Annotated in this window: 27 protein-coding genes; all 27 read left to right on the top strand. The window is 35.1% G+C overall.

Going from position 1 to position 14,792, the window contains the following annotated elements:
- Positions 1–3: 3 nt before the first annotated feature.
- The 27 genes from rplB (at position 4) to eno (ending at position 14,623) form a co-directional block, all read left to right on the top strand.
- Positions 4–828 carry a 50S ribosomal protein L2 gene (gene rplB, locus NAB20_RS07700; RefSeq protein ID WP_088390175.1) on the top strand — a complete coding sequence of 275 codons (825 nt, stop codon included), beginning with the start codon at positions 4–6 and terminating at the stop codon, positions 826–828.
- A gap of 6 nt (positions 829–834) precedes the next feature.
- A complete protein-coding gene (gene rpsS, locus NAB20_RS07705) occupies positions 835–1,113 on the top strand; it encodes a 30S ribosomal protein S19 (RefSeq protein WP_014166281.1) in 279 nt (92 codons plus the stop codon).
- A gap of 8 nt (positions 1,114–1,121) precedes the next feature.
- Positions 1,122–1,532, top strand: a complete 411-nt coding sequence (gene rplV / locus NAB20_RS07710) for a 50S ribosomal protein L22 (RefSeq protein WP_105195740.1) — start codon at positions 1,122–1,124, stop codon at positions 1,530–1,532.
- Between the two features lie 5 nt (positions 1,533–1,537).
- The gene (gene rpsC, locus NAB20_RS07715) at positions 1,538–2,281 is read left to right on the top strand and encodes a 30S ribosomal protein S3 (RefSeq protein WP_060383162.1); all 744 of its coding nucleotides are present in this window, start codon (positions 1,538–1,540) and stop codon (positions 2,279–2,281) included.
- A gap of 18 nt (positions 2,282–2,299) precedes the next feature.
- Positions 2,300–2,725, top strand: a complete 426-nt coding sequence (gene rplP / locus NAB20_RS07720) for a 50S ribosomal protein L16 (protein ID WP_088390179.1) — start codon at positions 2,300–2,302, stop codon at positions 2,723–2,725.
- A gap of 11 nt (positions 2,726–2,736) precedes the next feature.
- Entirely contained in the window at positions 2,737–2,928 is a 192-nt protein-coding gene (rpmC, locus tag NAB20_RS07725; protein ID WP_088390181.1) for a 50S ribosomal protein L29, read from the top strand.
- Between the two features lie 15 nt (positions 2,929–2,943).
- Positions 2,944–3,201, top strand: a complete 258-nt coding sequence (rpsQ, locus tag NAB20_RS07730) for a 30S ribosomal protein S17 (protein WP_073311703.1) — start codon at positions 2,944–2,946, stop codon at positions 3,199–3,201.
- Between the two features lie 2 nt (positions 3,202–3,203).
- Entirely contained in the window at positions 3,204–3,572 is a 369-nt protein-coding gene (gene rplN / locus NAB20_RS07735) for a 50S ribosomal protein L14 (RefSeq protein ID WP_014166275.1), read from the top strand.
- 11 nt (positions 3,573–3,583) lie between these two features.
- Positions 3,584–3,895 (top strand): 50S ribosomal protein L24, encoded by a 312-nt coding sequence (gene rplX, locus NAB20_RS07740; protein ID WP_088390183.1) that lies wholly within the window; start codon positions 3,584–3,586, stop codon positions 3,893–3,895.
- Between the two features lie 2 nt (positions 3,896–3,897).
- Positions 3,898–4,449 carry a 50S ribosomal protein L5 gene (gene rplE / locus NAB20_RS07745; RefSeq protein WP_088390185.1) on the top strand — a complete coding sequence of 184 codons (552 nt, stop codon included), beginning with the start codon at positions 3,898–3,900 and terminating at the stop codon, positions 4,447–4,449.
- Between the two features lie 3 nt (positions 4,450–4,452).
- Positions 4,453–4,722 carry a 30S ribosomal protein S14 gene (gene rpsN / locus NAB20_RS07750; protein ID WP_014166272.1) on the top strand — a complete coding sequence of 90 codons (270 nt, stop codon included), beginning with the start codon at positions 4,453–4,455 and terminating at the stop codon, positions 4,720–4,722.
- A gap of 80 nt (positions 4,723–4,802) precedes the next feature.
- Positions 4,803–5,201, top strand: a complete 399-nt coding sequence (gene rpsH / locus NAB20_RS07755; protein WP_088390187.1) for a 30S ribosomal protein S8 — start codon at positions 4,803–4,805, stop codon at positions 5,199–5,201.
- Between the two features lie 14 nt (positions 5,202–5,215).
- Positions 5,216–5,761: a 50S ribosomal protein L6 gene (gene rplF, locus NAB20_RS07760; protein WP_088390189.1), complete on the top strand. Its 546-nt coding sequence runs from the start codon at positions 5,216–5,218 to the stop codon at positions 5,759–5,761.
- An 11-nt stretch (positions 5,762–5,772) separates the two neighbouring features.
- Positions 5,773–6,126, top strand: a complete 354-nt coding sequence (gene rplR / locus NAB20_RS07765; protein WP_088390191.1) for a 50S ribosomal protein L18 — start codon at positions 5,773–5,775, stop codon at positions 6,124–6,126.
- 6 nt (positions 6,127–6,132) lie between these two features.
- Positions 6,133–6,657 carry a 30S ribosomal protein S5 gene (gene rpsE / locus NAB20_RS07770; protein ID WP_127822890.1) on the top strand — a complete coding sequence of 175 codons (525 nt, stop codon included), beginning with the start codon at positions 6,133–6,135 and terminating at the stop codon, positions 6,655–6,657.
- A gap of 12 nt (positions 6,658–6,669) precedes the next feature.
- Complete coding sequence (gene rpmD, locus NAB20_RS07775; protein WP_088390195.1) at positions 6,670–6,852, top strand: 50S ribosomal protein L30; 183 nt, start codon at positions 6,670–6,672, stop codon at positions 6,850–6,852.
- A 12-nt stretch (positions 6,853–6,864) separates the two neighbouring features.
- Entirely contained in the window at positions 6,865–7,317 is a 453-nt protein-coding gene (rplO, locus tag NAB20_RS07780) for a 50S ribosomal protein L15 (RefSeq protein ID WP_105195773.1), read from the top strand.
- A 14-nt stretch (positions 7,318–7,331) separates the two neighbouring features.
- Positions 7,332–8,678, top strand: coding sequence for a preprotein translocase subunit SecY (gene secY, locus NAB20_RS07785; RefSeq protein ID WP_088390199.1), 1,347 nt, complete (start codon positions 7,332–7,334; stop codon positions 8,676–8,678).
- 1 nt (position 8,679) lies between these two features.
- A complete protein-coding gene (infA, locus tag NAB20_RS07790; RefSeq protein WP_026725626.1) occupies positions 8,680–8,895 on the top strand; it encodes a translation initiation factor IF-1 in 216 nt (71 codons plus the stop codon).
- A 1-nt stretch (position 8,896) separates the two neighbouring features.
- Positions 8,897–9,013 carry a type B 50S ribosomal protein L36 gene (gene ykgO / locus NAB20_RS07795; protein WP_014166264.1) on the top strand — a complete coding sequence of 39 codons (117 nt, stop codon included), beginning with the start codon at positions 8,897–8,899 and terminating at the stop codon, positions 9,011–9,013.
- Positions 9,014–9,015: 2 nt separating this feature from the next.
- Positions 9,016–9,390, top strand: a complete 375-nt coding sequence (rpsM, locus tag NAB20_RS07800) for a 30S ribosomal protein S13 (RefSeq protein ID WP_088390201.1) — start codon at positions 9,016–9,018, stop codon at positions 9,388–9,390.
- Between the two features lie 11 nt (positions 9,391–9,401).
- Positions 9,402–9,785 carry a 30S ribosomal protein S11 gene (rpsK, locus tag NAB20_RS07805; RefSeq protein ID WP_088390203.1) on the top strand — a complete coding sequence of 128 codons (384 nt, stop codon included), beginning with the start codon at positions 9,402–9,404 and terminating at the stop codon, positions 9,783–9,785.
- 121 nt (positions 9,786–9,906) lie between these two features.
- Positions 9,907–10,512 carry a 30S ribosomal protein S4 gene (gene rpsD, locus NAB20_RS07810; RefSeq protein ID WP_014166261.1) on the top strand — a complete coding sequence of 202 codons (606 nt, stop codon included), beginning with the start codon at positions 9,907–9,909 and terminating at the stop codon, positions 10,510–10,512.
- A 25-nt stretch (positions 10,513–10,537) separates the two neighbouring features.
- Positions 10,538–11,530: a DNA-directed RNA polymerase subunit alpha gene (locus NAB20_RS07815; protein WP_088390205.1), complete on the top strand. Its 993-nt coding sequence runs from the start codon at positions 10,538–10,540 to the stop codon at positions 11,528–11,530.
- A gap of 64 nt (positions 11,531–11,594) precedes the next feature.
- Positions 11,595–12,077, top strand: coding sequence for a 50S ribosomal protein L17 (gene rplQ, locus NAB20_RS07820; RefSeq protein WP_088390207.1), 483 nt, complete (start codon positions 11,595–11,597; stop codon positions 12,075–12,077).
- A gap of 89 nt (positions 12,078–12,166) precedes the next feature.
- A complete protein-coding gene (carA, locus tag NAB20_RS07825) occupies positions 12,167–13,273 on the top strand; it encodes a glutamine-hydrolyzing carbamoyl-phosphate synthase small subunit (RefSeq protein ID WP_105195739.1) in 1,107 nt (368 codons plus the stop codon).
- A 57-nt stretch (positions 13,274–13,330) separates the two neighbouring features.
- Positions 13,331–14,623, top strand: coding sequence for a phosphopyruvate hydratase (eno, locus tag NAB20_RS07830; protein WP_105195772.1), 1,293 nt, complete (start codon positions 13,331–13,333; stop codon positions 14,621–14,623).
- The last annotated feature ends 169 nt before the right edge of the window (positions 14,624–14,792 follow it).

Genomic DNA, 14,792 nt, shown 5'->3' on the forward strand with positions numbered 1-14,792 from the left:
AAGATGTCAGTAAGAAAATTAAAACCTATTACCCCAGGTCAGCGTTTTAGAGTTGTTAATGGTTTTGACGCTATTACAACTGATAAGCCGGAGCGTTCATTAATCGCACCGAAAAAATCATCTGGAGGTAGAAATAGTCAAGGAAAGATGACTATGCGCTATACAGGCGGTGGTCACAAGCAAAGATATCGTATCATCGATTTCAAAAGAACTAAAGATGGAATTCCAGCTACAGTTAAATCAATCGAATACGATCCAAACAGAACTGCTTTTATCGCGTTATTAGCTTATGCTGATGGTGAAAAAAGATATATCATTGCTCAAAATGGTTTAAAAGTAGGACAAACTGTTATTTCAGGTGCTGATGTGGCTCCAGAAATCGGGAACACTATGCCATTAAGCAAAATTCCTCTAGGAACAGTAATTTCTTGTATTGAGTTACGTCCAGGTCAAGGTGCTACTATCGCTCGTTCGGCTGGTACATTTGCTCAGTTAATGGCTCGTGATGGTAAATATGCTACTATTAAAATGCCTTCTGGAGAAACGAGATTGATCTTGTTAACTTGTACTGCAACTATCGGTGCAGTTTCTAACTCTGATCACCAGTTAATCGTTTCTGGTAAAGCGGGTAGATCAAGATGGTTAGGTAGAAGACCAAGAACAAGACCAGTAGCAATGAACCCAGTTGATCACCCAATGGGTGGTGGTGAAGGACGTTCGTCTGGAGGTCACCCACGTTCAAGAAAAGGTTTACCAGCTAAAGGTTATAGAACCCGTTCTAAACAAAACCCGAGCAACAAGTATATTGTAGAACGTAGAAAGAAATAATAAGATATGGCACGTTCATTAAAAAAAGGACCTTTCGTACACTATAAGTTAGAAAAGAAAGTATTGGAGAATGCTGAGGCAGGAAACAAGAATGTTGTTAAAACTTGGTCTAGAGCTTCAATGATTACTCCAGATTTCGTAGGACAAACAATCGCAGTTCACAACGGTCGTCAATTTGTTCCAGTATATGTTACTGAAAACATGGTAGGACACAAGTTAGGTGAGTTTTCACCAACTAGATCTTTTAGAGGTCACGCTGGAGCTAAAAATAAAGGTAAAAAATAAAAGAAGACATGGGAGTTCGTAAAAGAGAAACGGCAGAAGCAAGAAAAGAGGCTAACAAGTCTATCGCGTTTGCTAAGTTAAATAACTGCCCTACTTCACCTAGAAAAATGCGCTTAGTAGCAGACTTGGTAAGAGGTCAGAAAGTAGAATATGCACTAAATATATTAAGATTTAGTCAAAAAGAAGCTTCAAGAAAATTAGAAAAACTATTATTATCCGCAATTAATAACTGGGAGCAAAAAAATAGTGAAGGTAATGTAGCTGAAGCAGGCTTATTCGTAAAAGAGATCAGAGTGGATGGTGGTATGATGTTAAAAAGATTACGCCCAGCACCACAAGGTCGTGCACACAGAATTAGAAAACGTTCTAATCACGTAACTATCGTATTAGGATCAATTAATAACACACAAAGCAATTAATAAAGATGGGACAAAAGACTAATCCAATCGGAAATCGCCTTGGTATCATCAGAGGATGGGATTCTAACTGGTATGGTGGTAATGACTACGGTGATAAAATCGCTGAAGATTACAAAATCAGAAAGTATATCCACGCTCGTTTATCAAAAGCTAGTGTGTCTAAAGTAATTATTGAAAGAACTTTAAAACTTGTAACCGTTACTATCACTACGGCTCGTCCTGGTATCATTATTGGTAAAGGCGGTCAAGAGGTAGACAAGTTGAAAGAAGAACTTAAGAAAATTACTGACAAAGAGGTTCAAATCAACATCTTTGAAATTAAAAGACCTGAATTAGATGCTTATTTAGTAGCTAATAGTATTTGTCGTCAAATTGAAGGGCGTATTTCTTATAGAAGAGCAATCAAAATGGCTATTGCAGCTTCTATGAGAATGAATGCTGAAGGTATCAAAGTAATGATTTCTGGTCGTTTAAACGGTGCTGAAATGGCACGTTCAGAAAGTTTCAAAGAAGGACGTATTCCTCTATCAACTTTCAGAGCTGACATCGATTATGCTTTAGCAGAGGCTCACACTACTTACGGTAGAATGGGTGTTAAAGTATGGATCATGAAAGGTGAAGTTTACGGTAAAAGAGATCTTTCTCCACTTGTAGGTATGGATAAAAAAGCTGCACAAGGTGGTAAAGGTGGTGATGCTCCACGTGGTGGAAAATCAAACGGTAAACAAGGAGCTCGTAAAAGAAAGTAATTTTTAAATTAAAGAAAAATGTTACAGCCTAAAAGAACAAAATACCGTAAGGTACAGAAAGGTAGAATGAAAGGGAACTCTAATAGAGGTCACGAACTTTCAAATGGAATGTTTGGAATTAAATCTGTTCACGAAACAGGTGCTTTCTTAACTTCACGCCAAATCGAAGCGGCTCGTATTGCAGCAACTCGTTTTATGAAACGTGAAGGGCAATTATGGATCAAAATTTTCCCAGACAAACCTATCACTAAGAAGCCTCTTGAAGTACGTATGGGTAAAGGTAAAGGTGCAGTTGAATACTGGGCTGCTGTTGTTAAACCAGGAAGAATTATGTTTGAGGTAGGTGGTGTGCCACTAGCTGTTGCAAAAGAGGCCTTACGTCTTGCAGCACAAAAATTACCAGTAAAAACTAAATTCGTCGTTGCTAGAGATTTCGAAGCATAATATATAAAATTATGAAACAGTCAGAAATTAAAAATCTATCTGCAGCTGAGTTACAAGAAAAGCTAGTTCAATTAAAAAAGACCTATGCCGACTTAACAATTGCTCATGCTATTTCTCCAATCGAGAATCCACTTCAAATTAGAAGTTTAAGACGTTCAGTGGCAAGAATTGCAACTGAATTAAGCAAAAGAGAGCTTCAATAAAATTCAGCTGAAAAGATGGAAAAAAGAAATTTAAGAAAAGAAAGAATCGGTGTAGTTACGTCTAACAAAATGGATAAGTCTATTGTTGTTTCTCAAGTAACAAGAGTAAAACACCCATTATATGGTAAGTTCGTGTTAAAAACTAAAAAATATGTTGCACACGACGAAACAAACGACTGTAACATTGGTGATACAGTAAAGATCATGGAAACAAGACCTTTGTCTAAATCTAAATGTTGGAGATTAGTTGAAATTATTGAAAGAGCGAAATAATTATGGTACAACAGGAATCAAGACTAAAAGTAGCAGATAATACGGGAGCTAAAGAAGTTTTAACTATCCGTGTTTTAGGTGGAACAAAAAGACGTTACGCCTCAGTTGGTGACAAAATTGTAGTAGCTATCAAAGATGCAACTCCTAACGGAAACGTTAAGAAAGGTGCGGTTTCAACTGCAGTGGTTGTTAGAACCAAAAAAGAAGTAAGAAGAGCTGATGGATCTTATATTCGTTTCGATGATAATGCTTGTGTGTTATTAAATGCAGCAGGTGAGATGAGAGGAACTCGTGTTTTCGGTCCAGTAGCTAGAGAACTTCGTGAAAAACAATTCATGAAAATTGTATCATTAGCACCAGAAGTGCTTTAATTATTATTATGATGATGAAGCTAAAATTAAAATCAGGAGATACAGTAAAAGTTATCGCTGGTGACCACAAAGGTGCTGAAGGTAAAGTTTTACGTGTTATTCGTGAAAAAAACAAAGCGGTAGTTGAGGGTGTAAATATGGTGTCTAAGCACACTAAGCCAAGTGCTAAAAATCCTCAAGGTGGAATCGTTAAAATGGAAGCTCCTATCCACGTTTCTAACTTAATGTTAGTAGATGCTAAAGGTAATGCTACTAAAGTTGGTTTTAAAGTAGAGGGAGATAAGAAAGTAAGATTTTCAAAAAAATCTAATCAAGTATTATAGTAATGGCTTATATACCTAGACTAAAAGAAGAATATAAGAGCAGAGTAATTGCTGCTCTTACAGCTGAATACGGTTACAAAAACGTAATGCAAGTTCCTAAATTGGAAAAAATCGTTTTAAGTAAAGGAGTAGGAGCTGCAGTGTCAGATAAAAAACTTATCGATTACGCTGTTGAAGAGTTAACGAAAATTACTGGGCAAAAAGCGGTTGCTACTATCTCTAAAAAAGACGTTGCGTCTTTCAAATTGAGAAAAGGTATGCCAATCGGTGCTAAGGTAACTTTACGTGGAGAAAGAATGTATGAATTTTTAGATCGTTTAATTACGGCTTCTTTACCGCGTGTAAGAGATTTCGGTGGTATCAAATCTACAGGTTTTGACGGTAGAGGAAACTACAACCTTGGAGTTCTTGAGCAAATTATCTTCCCTGAAATTGATATTGATAAAGTAAATAAAATTACGGGTATGGATATCACTTTCGTAACATCTGCACAAACAGATAAGGAAGCAAAATCATTATTAGCTGAATTAGGTTTACCTTTTAAAAAGAATTAAGACATGGCTAAAGAATCAATGAAAGCCCGCGAGGTGAAAAGACAAAAAACGGTAGAAAAATACGCAGAGAAAAGAAAAGCTTTGTTAGAAGCTGGAGATTATGTATCTTTGCAGAAATTACCAAAAAATGCTTCGCCAGTTCGTTTACATAATCGTTGTAAATTAACAGGTAGACCAAGAGGGTATATGCGTCAATTCGGTATTTCACGTGTAACTTTCCGTGAAATGGCAAACCAAGGATTGATACCAGGAGTTAGAAAAGCTAGCTGGTAAAATTATAAAAGAGATTATTAACAGGTTATAGGTTCAACCCACGAGTGTGGGTTGAAAACCATAACCGCAATTTTGTTTATATGTATACAGATCCAATTGCGGATTTCTTAACAAGAATTAGAAATGCATCGAAGGCAAGCCATAAAGTGGTGGAAATTCCTGCGTCTAATTTAAAGAAAGAAATCACAAAAATCTTATTCGATCAAGGTTATATCCTTAGCTACAAATTCGAAAATGAGACTGTTCAAGGAACAATCAAAATCGCTTTAAAGTACGACAAAGAAACTAGAGAAGCGGTAATCAAGAACATTCAAAGAATTAGTAAACCAGGTTTACGTAAGTATGCAGGTGCCACTAAATTACCTAGAATTTTAAATGGTTTGGGTATTGCTATCGTTTCTACTTCTAAAGGAGTAATGACTGATAAGCAAGCTAGACAATTAAATGTAGGTGGTGAGGTAATTTGTTACGTATACTAAAAAAGAGTTAAGAGATGTCAAGAATAGGAAAAAGTCCAATCGCCATTCCAGCTGGTGTGACTGTTGAATTGAAAGATTCGGTTATCACTGTAAAAGGAAAATTAGGGCAACTTTCTCAAGAGATTACTGACAACGTAACAGTAACTGTTGAAGAAAATCAAGTTCTTGTTTCAAGAGCTGCCGATAGTAAAGAAGAAAGAGCTCAACATGGTTTATTTAGAGCTTTAATTAATAACATGATTACTGGTGTATCTACTGGTTTTACAAAAGAATTAGAATTAGTGGGTGTTGGATACCGTGCTTCTAATCAAGGAAATAAACTTGATTTAGCTTTAGGGTATTCTCATAATATCATTTTAGAAGTAGCTCCAGAGGTAACTGTGGAAACGGTTTCTGAAAAAGGTAAAAACCCTATTGTAAAGCTAACTTCTTTCGACAAACAATTAGTAGGGCAAGTAGCGGCTAAAATCCGTTCTTTCCGTAAGCCTGAACCTTACAAAGGAAAAGGTATCAAGTTTGTAGGTGAAATATTAAGAAGAAAAGCAGGTAAATCAGCTTAAAAAATAAGATTATGTCATTAACAAAATCTGAAAGAAGACAAAGAATACAGTACAGAATCAGAAAAATTGTAAGCGGTACAGCTGCAAGACCTCGTTTATCTGTATTCAGAAGTAACAAAGAAATCTATGCTCAGCTTATAGATGATGTAAATGGTGTTACGTTATTAGCAGCTTCTTCTCGTGAAAAAGAAGTAGATACTAAAGGTACCAAAATTGAAGTAGCAGCAGTAGTAGGTAAATTACTTGCTGAAAGAGCTTTAAAAGCAGGTATCGATACAGTAACATTTGATAGAGGTGGTTATTTATACCATGGTCGTGTTCAATCATTAGCAGAAGGCGCTAGAGCAGCTGGATTAAAATTCTAAGAAATTATGTATCATAATTATAAAAACGTAGAACTAGTAAAGCCAGGAGGTCTTGAATTGAAAGATCGTTTGGTTAGTGTAAATCGTGTTACTAAAGTTACTAAAGGTGGTAGAGCATTCGGTTTCTCTGCTATTGTAGTAGTAGGTGACGAGCACGGTGTTGTAGGACACGGATTAGGAAAATCTAAAGACGTTTCTGAAGCAATCGCAAAAGCAGTTGAGGATGCTAAGAAAAATTTAGTGCGTATTCCTTTGAGTGGACAATCAGTACCTCACGAACAAAAAGGTAAATTTGGTGGAGCTAGAGTATTATTAATGCCTGCTTCTCATGGTACTGGAGTTATTGCTGGTGGTGCTGTTCGTGCCGTACTAGAATCAGTAGGTGTACACGATGTATTGTCTAAATCTCAAGGTTCTTCTAACCCTCACAATGTGGTAAAAGCAACTTTTGATGCTTTATTGCAGATGAGAAGTGCGACTACTGTTGCTAAACAAAGAGGAGTTTCTCTAGAGAAAGTATTCAAAGGTTAATTCAAGGAAATTATGGCTAAGATATTAGTAAAACAAGTAAAAAGCGTTATTAATTGTTCTCAGGATCAAAAGAGAACAATGCAAGCTTTAGGACTTCGTAAAATAGGGCAAGTAGTTGAGCATGAGGTAAATCCTGCTATCCTTGGAATGGTAAATAAAGTTAAACACTTAGTTTCTTCTGAAGAAGCTAAATAACAAATGACTGTTATGAATTTAAGTAATTTACAGCCAGCTGAAGGTTCAACACATAACCAAAATAAAAGAGTAGGTAGAGGAGAAGGTTCTGGTAAAGGTGGTACCGCTGCACGTGGTCACAAAGGAGCTAAATCTCGTTCAGGTTATTCTAAAAAGATTGGTTTTGAAGGAGGTCAAATGCCACTTCAAAGACGTGTTCCTAAGTTTGGATTCAAAAATATCAACAGAGTGGAATATCAAGGTGTAAATTTAGACACTTTACAAGCTCTAGTTGATAATGGTGTTGTGGCAGATACAGTAGATTTTGCTACTTTGGTTGCAAACCGTTTAGCTACTAAAACTGAAGTTGTTAAAATTTTAGGTAGAGGTGAGCTTAAAGCTAAATTAAAAGTTAGTGCACATAAATTCACAGCATCTGCTAAAGCCGCTATAGAGGCAGCTGGAGGGGAAGCTATAGAATTATAAATTTTCTAGACACGATGAAAAAATTTATTGAATCGTTACAAAACGTTTGGAAAATTGAGGAACTAAGAAACAGAGTCCTATTTACTTTAGGACTCCTGTTAGTTTATCGTTTTGGAGCTCACGTAACATTACCGGGAATTGATGCAACTAAGTTGCAAGGATTAACTAATCAAACCGATAAAGGTATTGGTTGGTTAATTAACGTATTTACGGGAGGTGCTTTTTCACAAGCATCTGTTTTTGCGTTGGGTATAATGCCTTACATTTCAGCTTCTATTGTAGTGCAGTTAATGGGAATTGCTATTCCTTATTTACAAAAATTACAAAAAGAAGGTGAAAGTGGAAGAAAGAAAATGAACCAAATTACAAGATGGTTAACTATTGGTATAACGTTAATTCAGGGGCCAGGTTATATTTATAACTTGTACCGAACGTTGCCAAGTGAAGCATTTTTATTAGGGTTTAATTCATTTGCTTTCTTGTTTTCGTCTGTGTTAATACTAGCTACTGGTACTCTTTTTGCGATGTGGTTAGGTGAAAAAATAACAGATAAAGGTATTGGAAACGGTATTTCGTTGTTAATCTTAGTAGGTATTGTTGCTCGTTTACCACAAGCATTTGCTCAGGAGTTTTCATCTGCTGTTTCTCAAAACAACGGAGGTTTAATGAAGATTGTTGTAGAAATCATCGTGTGGTTACTTGTAATTATTGCCTGTGTTTTAATGACTATGGCAGTTAGAAAAGTAGCAGTGCAGTATGCACGTCGTACTGTTTCTGGAGACTTAGAACAAGACTTAATGGGAGGTAATCGTCAGTTTATTCCTTTAAAGTTAAATGCTTCAGGTGTTATGCCTATCATTTTTGCACAAGCTATTATGTTTATACCTGCTGCTGTAGCTGGTTTATCATCTTCTGAAACAGCTCAATCAATCAGTACAAGATTCCAAAATATATTTGGTTGGGAGTATAACTTGGTGTTTGCTACGTTAATTGTAATTTTTACGTATTTTTACACCGCTATTACTATGCCAACTACAAGAATGGCTGATGATTTAAAAAGGAGTGGTGGTTTTATTCCAGGTGTTAAACCAGGTTTAGAAACAGCAGACTTTTTAGATCATGTGATGTCTTTAATTACATTTCCAGGAGCTATTTTCCTAGCATTGTTAGCTGTGTTCCCAGCTATTGTTATGAATGTTTTAGGAGTGCAACAGCAATGGGCTTTGTTCTTTGGAGGTACATCACTCTTGATTTTGGTTGGGGTTGCAATCGATACAATTCAACAAATCAATTCATACTTGTTAAATCAGCATTATGATGGTTTGATGAAAACGGGTAAAAACAGAAAGGCAGTAGCTTAATATGGCAAAACAATCAGCAATTGAACAAGACGGAACCATAATTGAAGCATTATCAAATGCAATGTTCCGTGTAGAATTAGAAAACGGGCATGTTGTAATTGCTCACATTTCTGGAAAAATGCGTATGCACTACATCAAATTGTTACCTGGTGACAAAGTGAAACTAGAAATGAGCCCTTACGATTTGTCTAAAGCAAGAATTACTTATAGATACTAAAATGAAAGTAAGAGCATCAATTAAGAAAAGAAGTGCAGAATGCATTATCGTTCGCAGAAAAGGAAGATTATACGTTATTAACAAAAAGAATCCTAGATTTAAACAAAGACAAGGATAATTATGGCAAGAATAGCAGGGGTAGATATACCTAAAAACAAAAGAGGTGTCATAGCTTTGACATATATCTTTGGAATTGGAAAAAGTAGAGCTATTGAAATTTTAGAAAAAGCTCAAGTAAGCCAAGATAAAAAAGTGTCTGAATGGAATGACGATGAAATCGGTGCAATCCGTGAAGCGGTTTCTTATTACAAAATTGAAGGAGAATTACGTTCAGAAACTTCGTTAAACATCAAACGTTTAATGGATATCGGATGCTACAGAGGAATCCGTCATAGATCGGGTCTTCCTTTAAGAGGGCAAAGAACTAAGAACAATTCTAGAACAAGAAAAGGTAAAAGAAAAACTGTTGCTAATAAGAAGAAAGCAACTAAATAATAAGTAGTAATATGGCGAAAGCAAATACAAAAAAACGTAAAGTTGTTGTTGAGTCTACTGGTGAAGCACATGTAAGTTCAACTTTTAACAACATCATCATTTCTTTAACTAACAAGAAAGGTGAAGTTGTAGCTTGGTCATCTGCTGGTAAAATGGGCTTTAGAGGTTCTAAAAAGAACACTCCGTATGCAGCTCAAATGGCAGCAGAAGATTGTGCGAAAGTTGCTTTAGAAGCTGGTCTTAAAAAAGTAAAAGTGTTCGTTAAAGGACCTGGAAACGGAAGAGAATCAGCAATCCGCTCAATCCATAACTCAGGTATTGAAGTAACTGAAATTATCGACGTTACTCCACTTCCACACAACGGATGTCGTCCTCCAAAAAGACGTAGAGTTTAAGGATGTCTGAATTTTCAGCATCTTTATAATTTGATTTAATTAAGTATAACTTAGGTTGATCATAGATTATCGGAGGATAATTAGACCTGAATTCATAATCTCAACCTTTAAAAAAAATATAATGGCAAGATATACTGGTCCAAAAACTAAAATTGCTCGTAAGTTTGGCGAAGCAATATTCGGAGATGACAGAGCCTTCGAAAAAAGAAACTACCCTCCAGGGCAACACGGTTTAGCTAAAAAAAGAGGTAAAAAATCTGAATATGCTATCCAGTTAATGGAAAAGCAAAAAGCTAAATATACTTATGGTATTTTAGAAAAACAATTCAGAAATTTATTCGAAAAAGCTTCTGCTGCTTCTGGTGTAACAGGTGAAATCCTTTTACAATTATGTGAAGCTCGTTTAGATAACGTAGTTTACAGAATGGGGGTAGCACCTTCAAGAAGAGCTGCTAGACAAATTGTAACTCATAGACATATTACAGTAAATGGTGAAGTGGTTAACGTTCCTTCTTACCATTTAAAACCAGGTGACAAAGTTGCTGTTCGTGAAAAATCTAAATCTTTAGAGTCAATCGAACGTTCTTTAGCTGCTGCTTCTCAAGTATACGAGTGGATCGTATGGAATAATGATACTAAAGAAGGTACTTTTGTATCAGTTCCTCAAAGATTACAAATCCCTGAGAACATCAAAGAACAACTAATTGTCGAATTGTACAACAAATAATAATAATTGACATCAGTCGAAATTTATGGCAATATTTAATTTTCAGAAGCCCGATAAAGTTATCATGATCGATTCTACTGATTTCGAAGGTAAATTCGAATTCAGACCTCTTGAACCAGGTTACGGATTGACTGTTGGTAACGCTTTAAGAAGAGTTTTACTTTCTGCTCTTGAGGGTTATGCTATCACTTCTATTCGTATTGAAGGAGTGGATCATGAGTTCTCTACTATACCTGGTGTTGTAGAAGACGTAACTGAAATTATCCTTAACTTAAAACAAGCACGTTTTAAACGTCAAATTGAAGATATCGATAACGAATCAGTTTCTATTTCTTTATCAGGTAAAGATCAAATTACTGCTGGTGATTTTCAAAAATTTATTTCAGGTTTCCAAGTGTTAAATCCTGAATTAGTAATTTGTAATTTGGACAGCAATGTAAATTTGAACATGGAAATGACCATCGAAAAAGGTCGTGGTTATGTTCCAGCAGAGGAAAACAAAAAACAAAATGCTGCAATCGGTACTATATTTACTGATTCTATCTTTACTCCTGTAAAGAATGTGAAGTACGCTATCGAAAACTTCCGTGTTGAGCAAAAAACGGATTATGAAAAATTAGTTTTTGAAATTAAAACAGATGGTTCTATCCATCCTAAAGATGCTCTAACTGAAGCGGCTAAGGTATTAATTCACCATTTTATGTTATTCTCTGATGAGAGAATTACTCTTGAGGCTGATGAAATTGCTCAAACAGAATCATATGATGAAGAATCATTGCATATGAGACAGCTGTTGAAAACTAAGTTAGTTGATATGGACTTATCTGTAAGAGCATTAAACTGCTTAAAAGCTGCTGAAGTTGATACATTAGGAGACTTAGTATCGTTCAACAAACATGACTTAATGAAATTCCGTAATTTTGGTAAAAAATCATTAACTGAACTTGATGAGTTGGTTGCCAATAAGAACTTAACGTTCGGAATGGATTTGTCAAAATATAAGTTAGATAAAGAATAATTATATCTTCATATTTTGCTCTCCAAAGCGGATTGATGCAAGATGAAGTTTAAAAAGCAACGTCATGAGACACGGAAAAAAAGTAAACCATTTAAGCAGACAGGCTGGACATAGAAAAGCTATGTTAGCTAATATGGCATGTTCATTAATCGAACATAAACGTATTAATACAACTGTTGCTAAAGCTAAAGCGCTTAAACAATTCGTTGAGCCATTAGTAACAAAATCTAAAGAAGATACAACTCACAATCGTCGTACAGTTTTCGCTTATTTAAGAAATAAATATGCTGTAACGGAATTATTCAGAGATGTAGCTGCTAAAGTGGGTGACCGTCCAGGAGGATACACACGTATCATCAAGTTAGGTAACCGTTTAGGAGATAACGCTGATATGGCAATGATTGAATTTGTAGACTTCAACGAAATCTACAACGGTGGTAAAAAAGAAGTTAAAAAAGCAAAAAGCCGTCGTGGTGGTAAAGCTAAAAAAGCTGAAACTGCTACTGAAGCTCCTGCAACTGAAGAATCTTCTGAATCTGCTGAATAATATGATGCTCAATTCATAAATATAAAAAAGGATAAACTTTTTGGTTTATCCTTTTTTTTTTGAATAAATTTGCCAAACTTTTTTAAACAATGCAACACACAACAAAACAGTCAGCTATTTTACTCCTTGCAGACGGAACCATTTTTTACGGGAAATCAATCGGAATTTCAGGTAAAACTTTTGGAGAAGTTTGTTTTAATACAGGAACTACAGGTTATCAAGAAATTTTCACAGACCCTTCTTATTTTGGTCAGATCATGGTTACCACCAATGCACACATTGGTAACTATGGAGTAAATGCAGAAGAAATAGAATCTGATAAAATAATGATTTCAGGTCTAGTTTGTAAAAACTTCTCAACTTTTCATTCACGTCCTGATTCTGAAAGTAACCTTTTGAATTATTTCAAAAAAGAAAATCTTATTTGTATTTCTGATGTAGATACACGTGCATTGGTGAGTTATATCCGTGACAACGGAGCACAAAACGCTGTGATTTGTACAGATGGCACTTCTGTCGAAGAGTTAAAAAAAGAATTAGGGGCAATACCAGATATGAAAGGTTTGGAATTAGCTTCTAAAGTTTCAACTAAAGAACCTTATTTTTTCGGTGATGAAAATGCTACTTACAAAATTTCTGTTTTAGATTTAGGAATTAAGAAAAATATTTTACGCAATTTAGCAAAACGCGATTGTTATATAAAAGTTTATCCCTATAATACTTCTTTTGAAGACTTAAAAGAGTTTAATCCAGATGGTTATTTCTTGTCAAACGGACCTGGTGATCCAGATCCATTGCATACTGCACAAGAAGTAGCACGTCAAATTTTAGCAGCAAATAAACCACTATTTGGAATTTGTTTAGGACACCAAGTAATAGCTTTAGCTAATGGTGTGTCTACTTATAAAATGTTTAATGGACATCGGGGAATTAATCATCCTGTTAAAAATTTATTAACTGGTCGTGGAGAAATAACTTCTCAAAACCATGGTTTTGCAGTGAACAGAGAAGAGTTAGAAAAACATGCTGATTTTGAAATTACACATGTACATTTAAATGATGGTACTGTAGCAGGTATGCAAATGAAAAGTAAAAACTGTTTTTCAGTACAATACCATCCTGAGGCTAGTCCAGGTCCACATGATGCTTCCTATTTATTTGATCAATTTATTGAAAATATAAAGAATAATAATTAAATAATAACTATTTTAGAAAATTCATGATTGAATTCTAAAAATAAAAACTTAAACAAAATGGGTGTTATAATAAAAGTTCACGCAAGACAAATCCTTGATTCAAGAGGAAATCCTACAGTAGAAGTAGATGTAGTTACAGAAAATGGTATTTTAGGTCGTGCAGCGGTTCCATCAGGAGCCTCTACAGGAGAACATGAAGCAGTTGAGCTACGTGATGGAGGGAATAGTTTCTTGGGGAAAGGAGTTTTGAAAGCCGTTGAAAATGTAAATATAACAATAGCAGAAGCCTTAGTAGGTATTTCAGTATTTGAACAAAATATGATAGATAAAATCATGATCGATTTAGATGCTACACCTAATAAATCCAAATTAGGAGCTAATGCTATTTTGGGTGTTTCTTTGGCAGTAGCTAAAGCAGCAGCTAATGAATTAGGTTTGCCTTTATATCGTTATGTAGGTGGTGTGTCTGGAAATACTTTACCAGTGCCGATGATGAATATTATTAATGGAGGTTCACACTCAGATGCACCCATTGCTTTTCAAGAATTTATGATTATGCCTGTAAAAGCTACTTCATTTACACATGCAATGCAAATGGGAACTGAAATTTTCCATAACTTAAAGAAGGTATTACATGATAGAAATTTATCTACTGCTGTAGGTGATGAAGGTGGTTTTGCTCCTAACTTAGCTGGAGGTACAGAAGATGCTTTAGATTCAATCAAATTGGCTGTTGAAAAAGCAGGTTATGTGTTTGGTGAAGATATTATGATTGCTTTAGACTGTGCAGCATCTGAATTTTATGTTAACGGAAACTACGATTACACGAAGTTTGAAGGAGCTACTGGTAAAGTGAGATCATCTGAAGAACAAGCAGTCTATTTAGCTGAATTATGTGCCAAATATCCTATTGTTTCTATCGAAGACGGTATGTATGAAGACGATTGGAACGGTTGGAAATTGTTGACCGATAAAATAGGAAACAAAGTACAGTTAGTAGGTGACGATTTATTTGTAACCAATGTAGAACGTTTATCAACAGGAATTGAAAAAGGAATTGCAAATTCGATTTTGATCAAAGTAAATCAAATTGGAACTTTAACAGAGACAATTGCGGCTGTAAATATGGCACATAATGCGGGATATACTTCGGTAATGTCACACCGTTCAGGAGAAACAGAAGATAATACGATTGCGGATTTAGCAGTAGCATTAAACTGTGGTCAAATCAAAACAGGTTCGGCATCTCGTTCTGATCGTATGGCAAAATACAATCAATTATTACGTATAGAAGAAGAATTAGGAGATGTAGCTTATTTTCCAGGAAAAAATGCTTTTAAAGTAAAATAAAAAATATTTTTTAATCAATTTAAAAAAACGATTCCCTTTTTTAGGTAATCGTTTTTTTTATAAAAAGAAATTTAAAATATAAAATATTGGTTTTTGTAAAAAAATAGGTGGAATTGTGAATAAAAAACAATTTTAAGGGTGGAAATTTGTTTGATTGTTTGAAATAGTA

Source organism: Flavobacterium davisii, assembly GCF_042182265.1.
GTDB classification, from domain to species: Bacteria; Bacteroidota; Bacteroidia; order Flavobacteriales; family Flavobacteriaceae; genus Flavobacterium; species Flavobacterium davisii.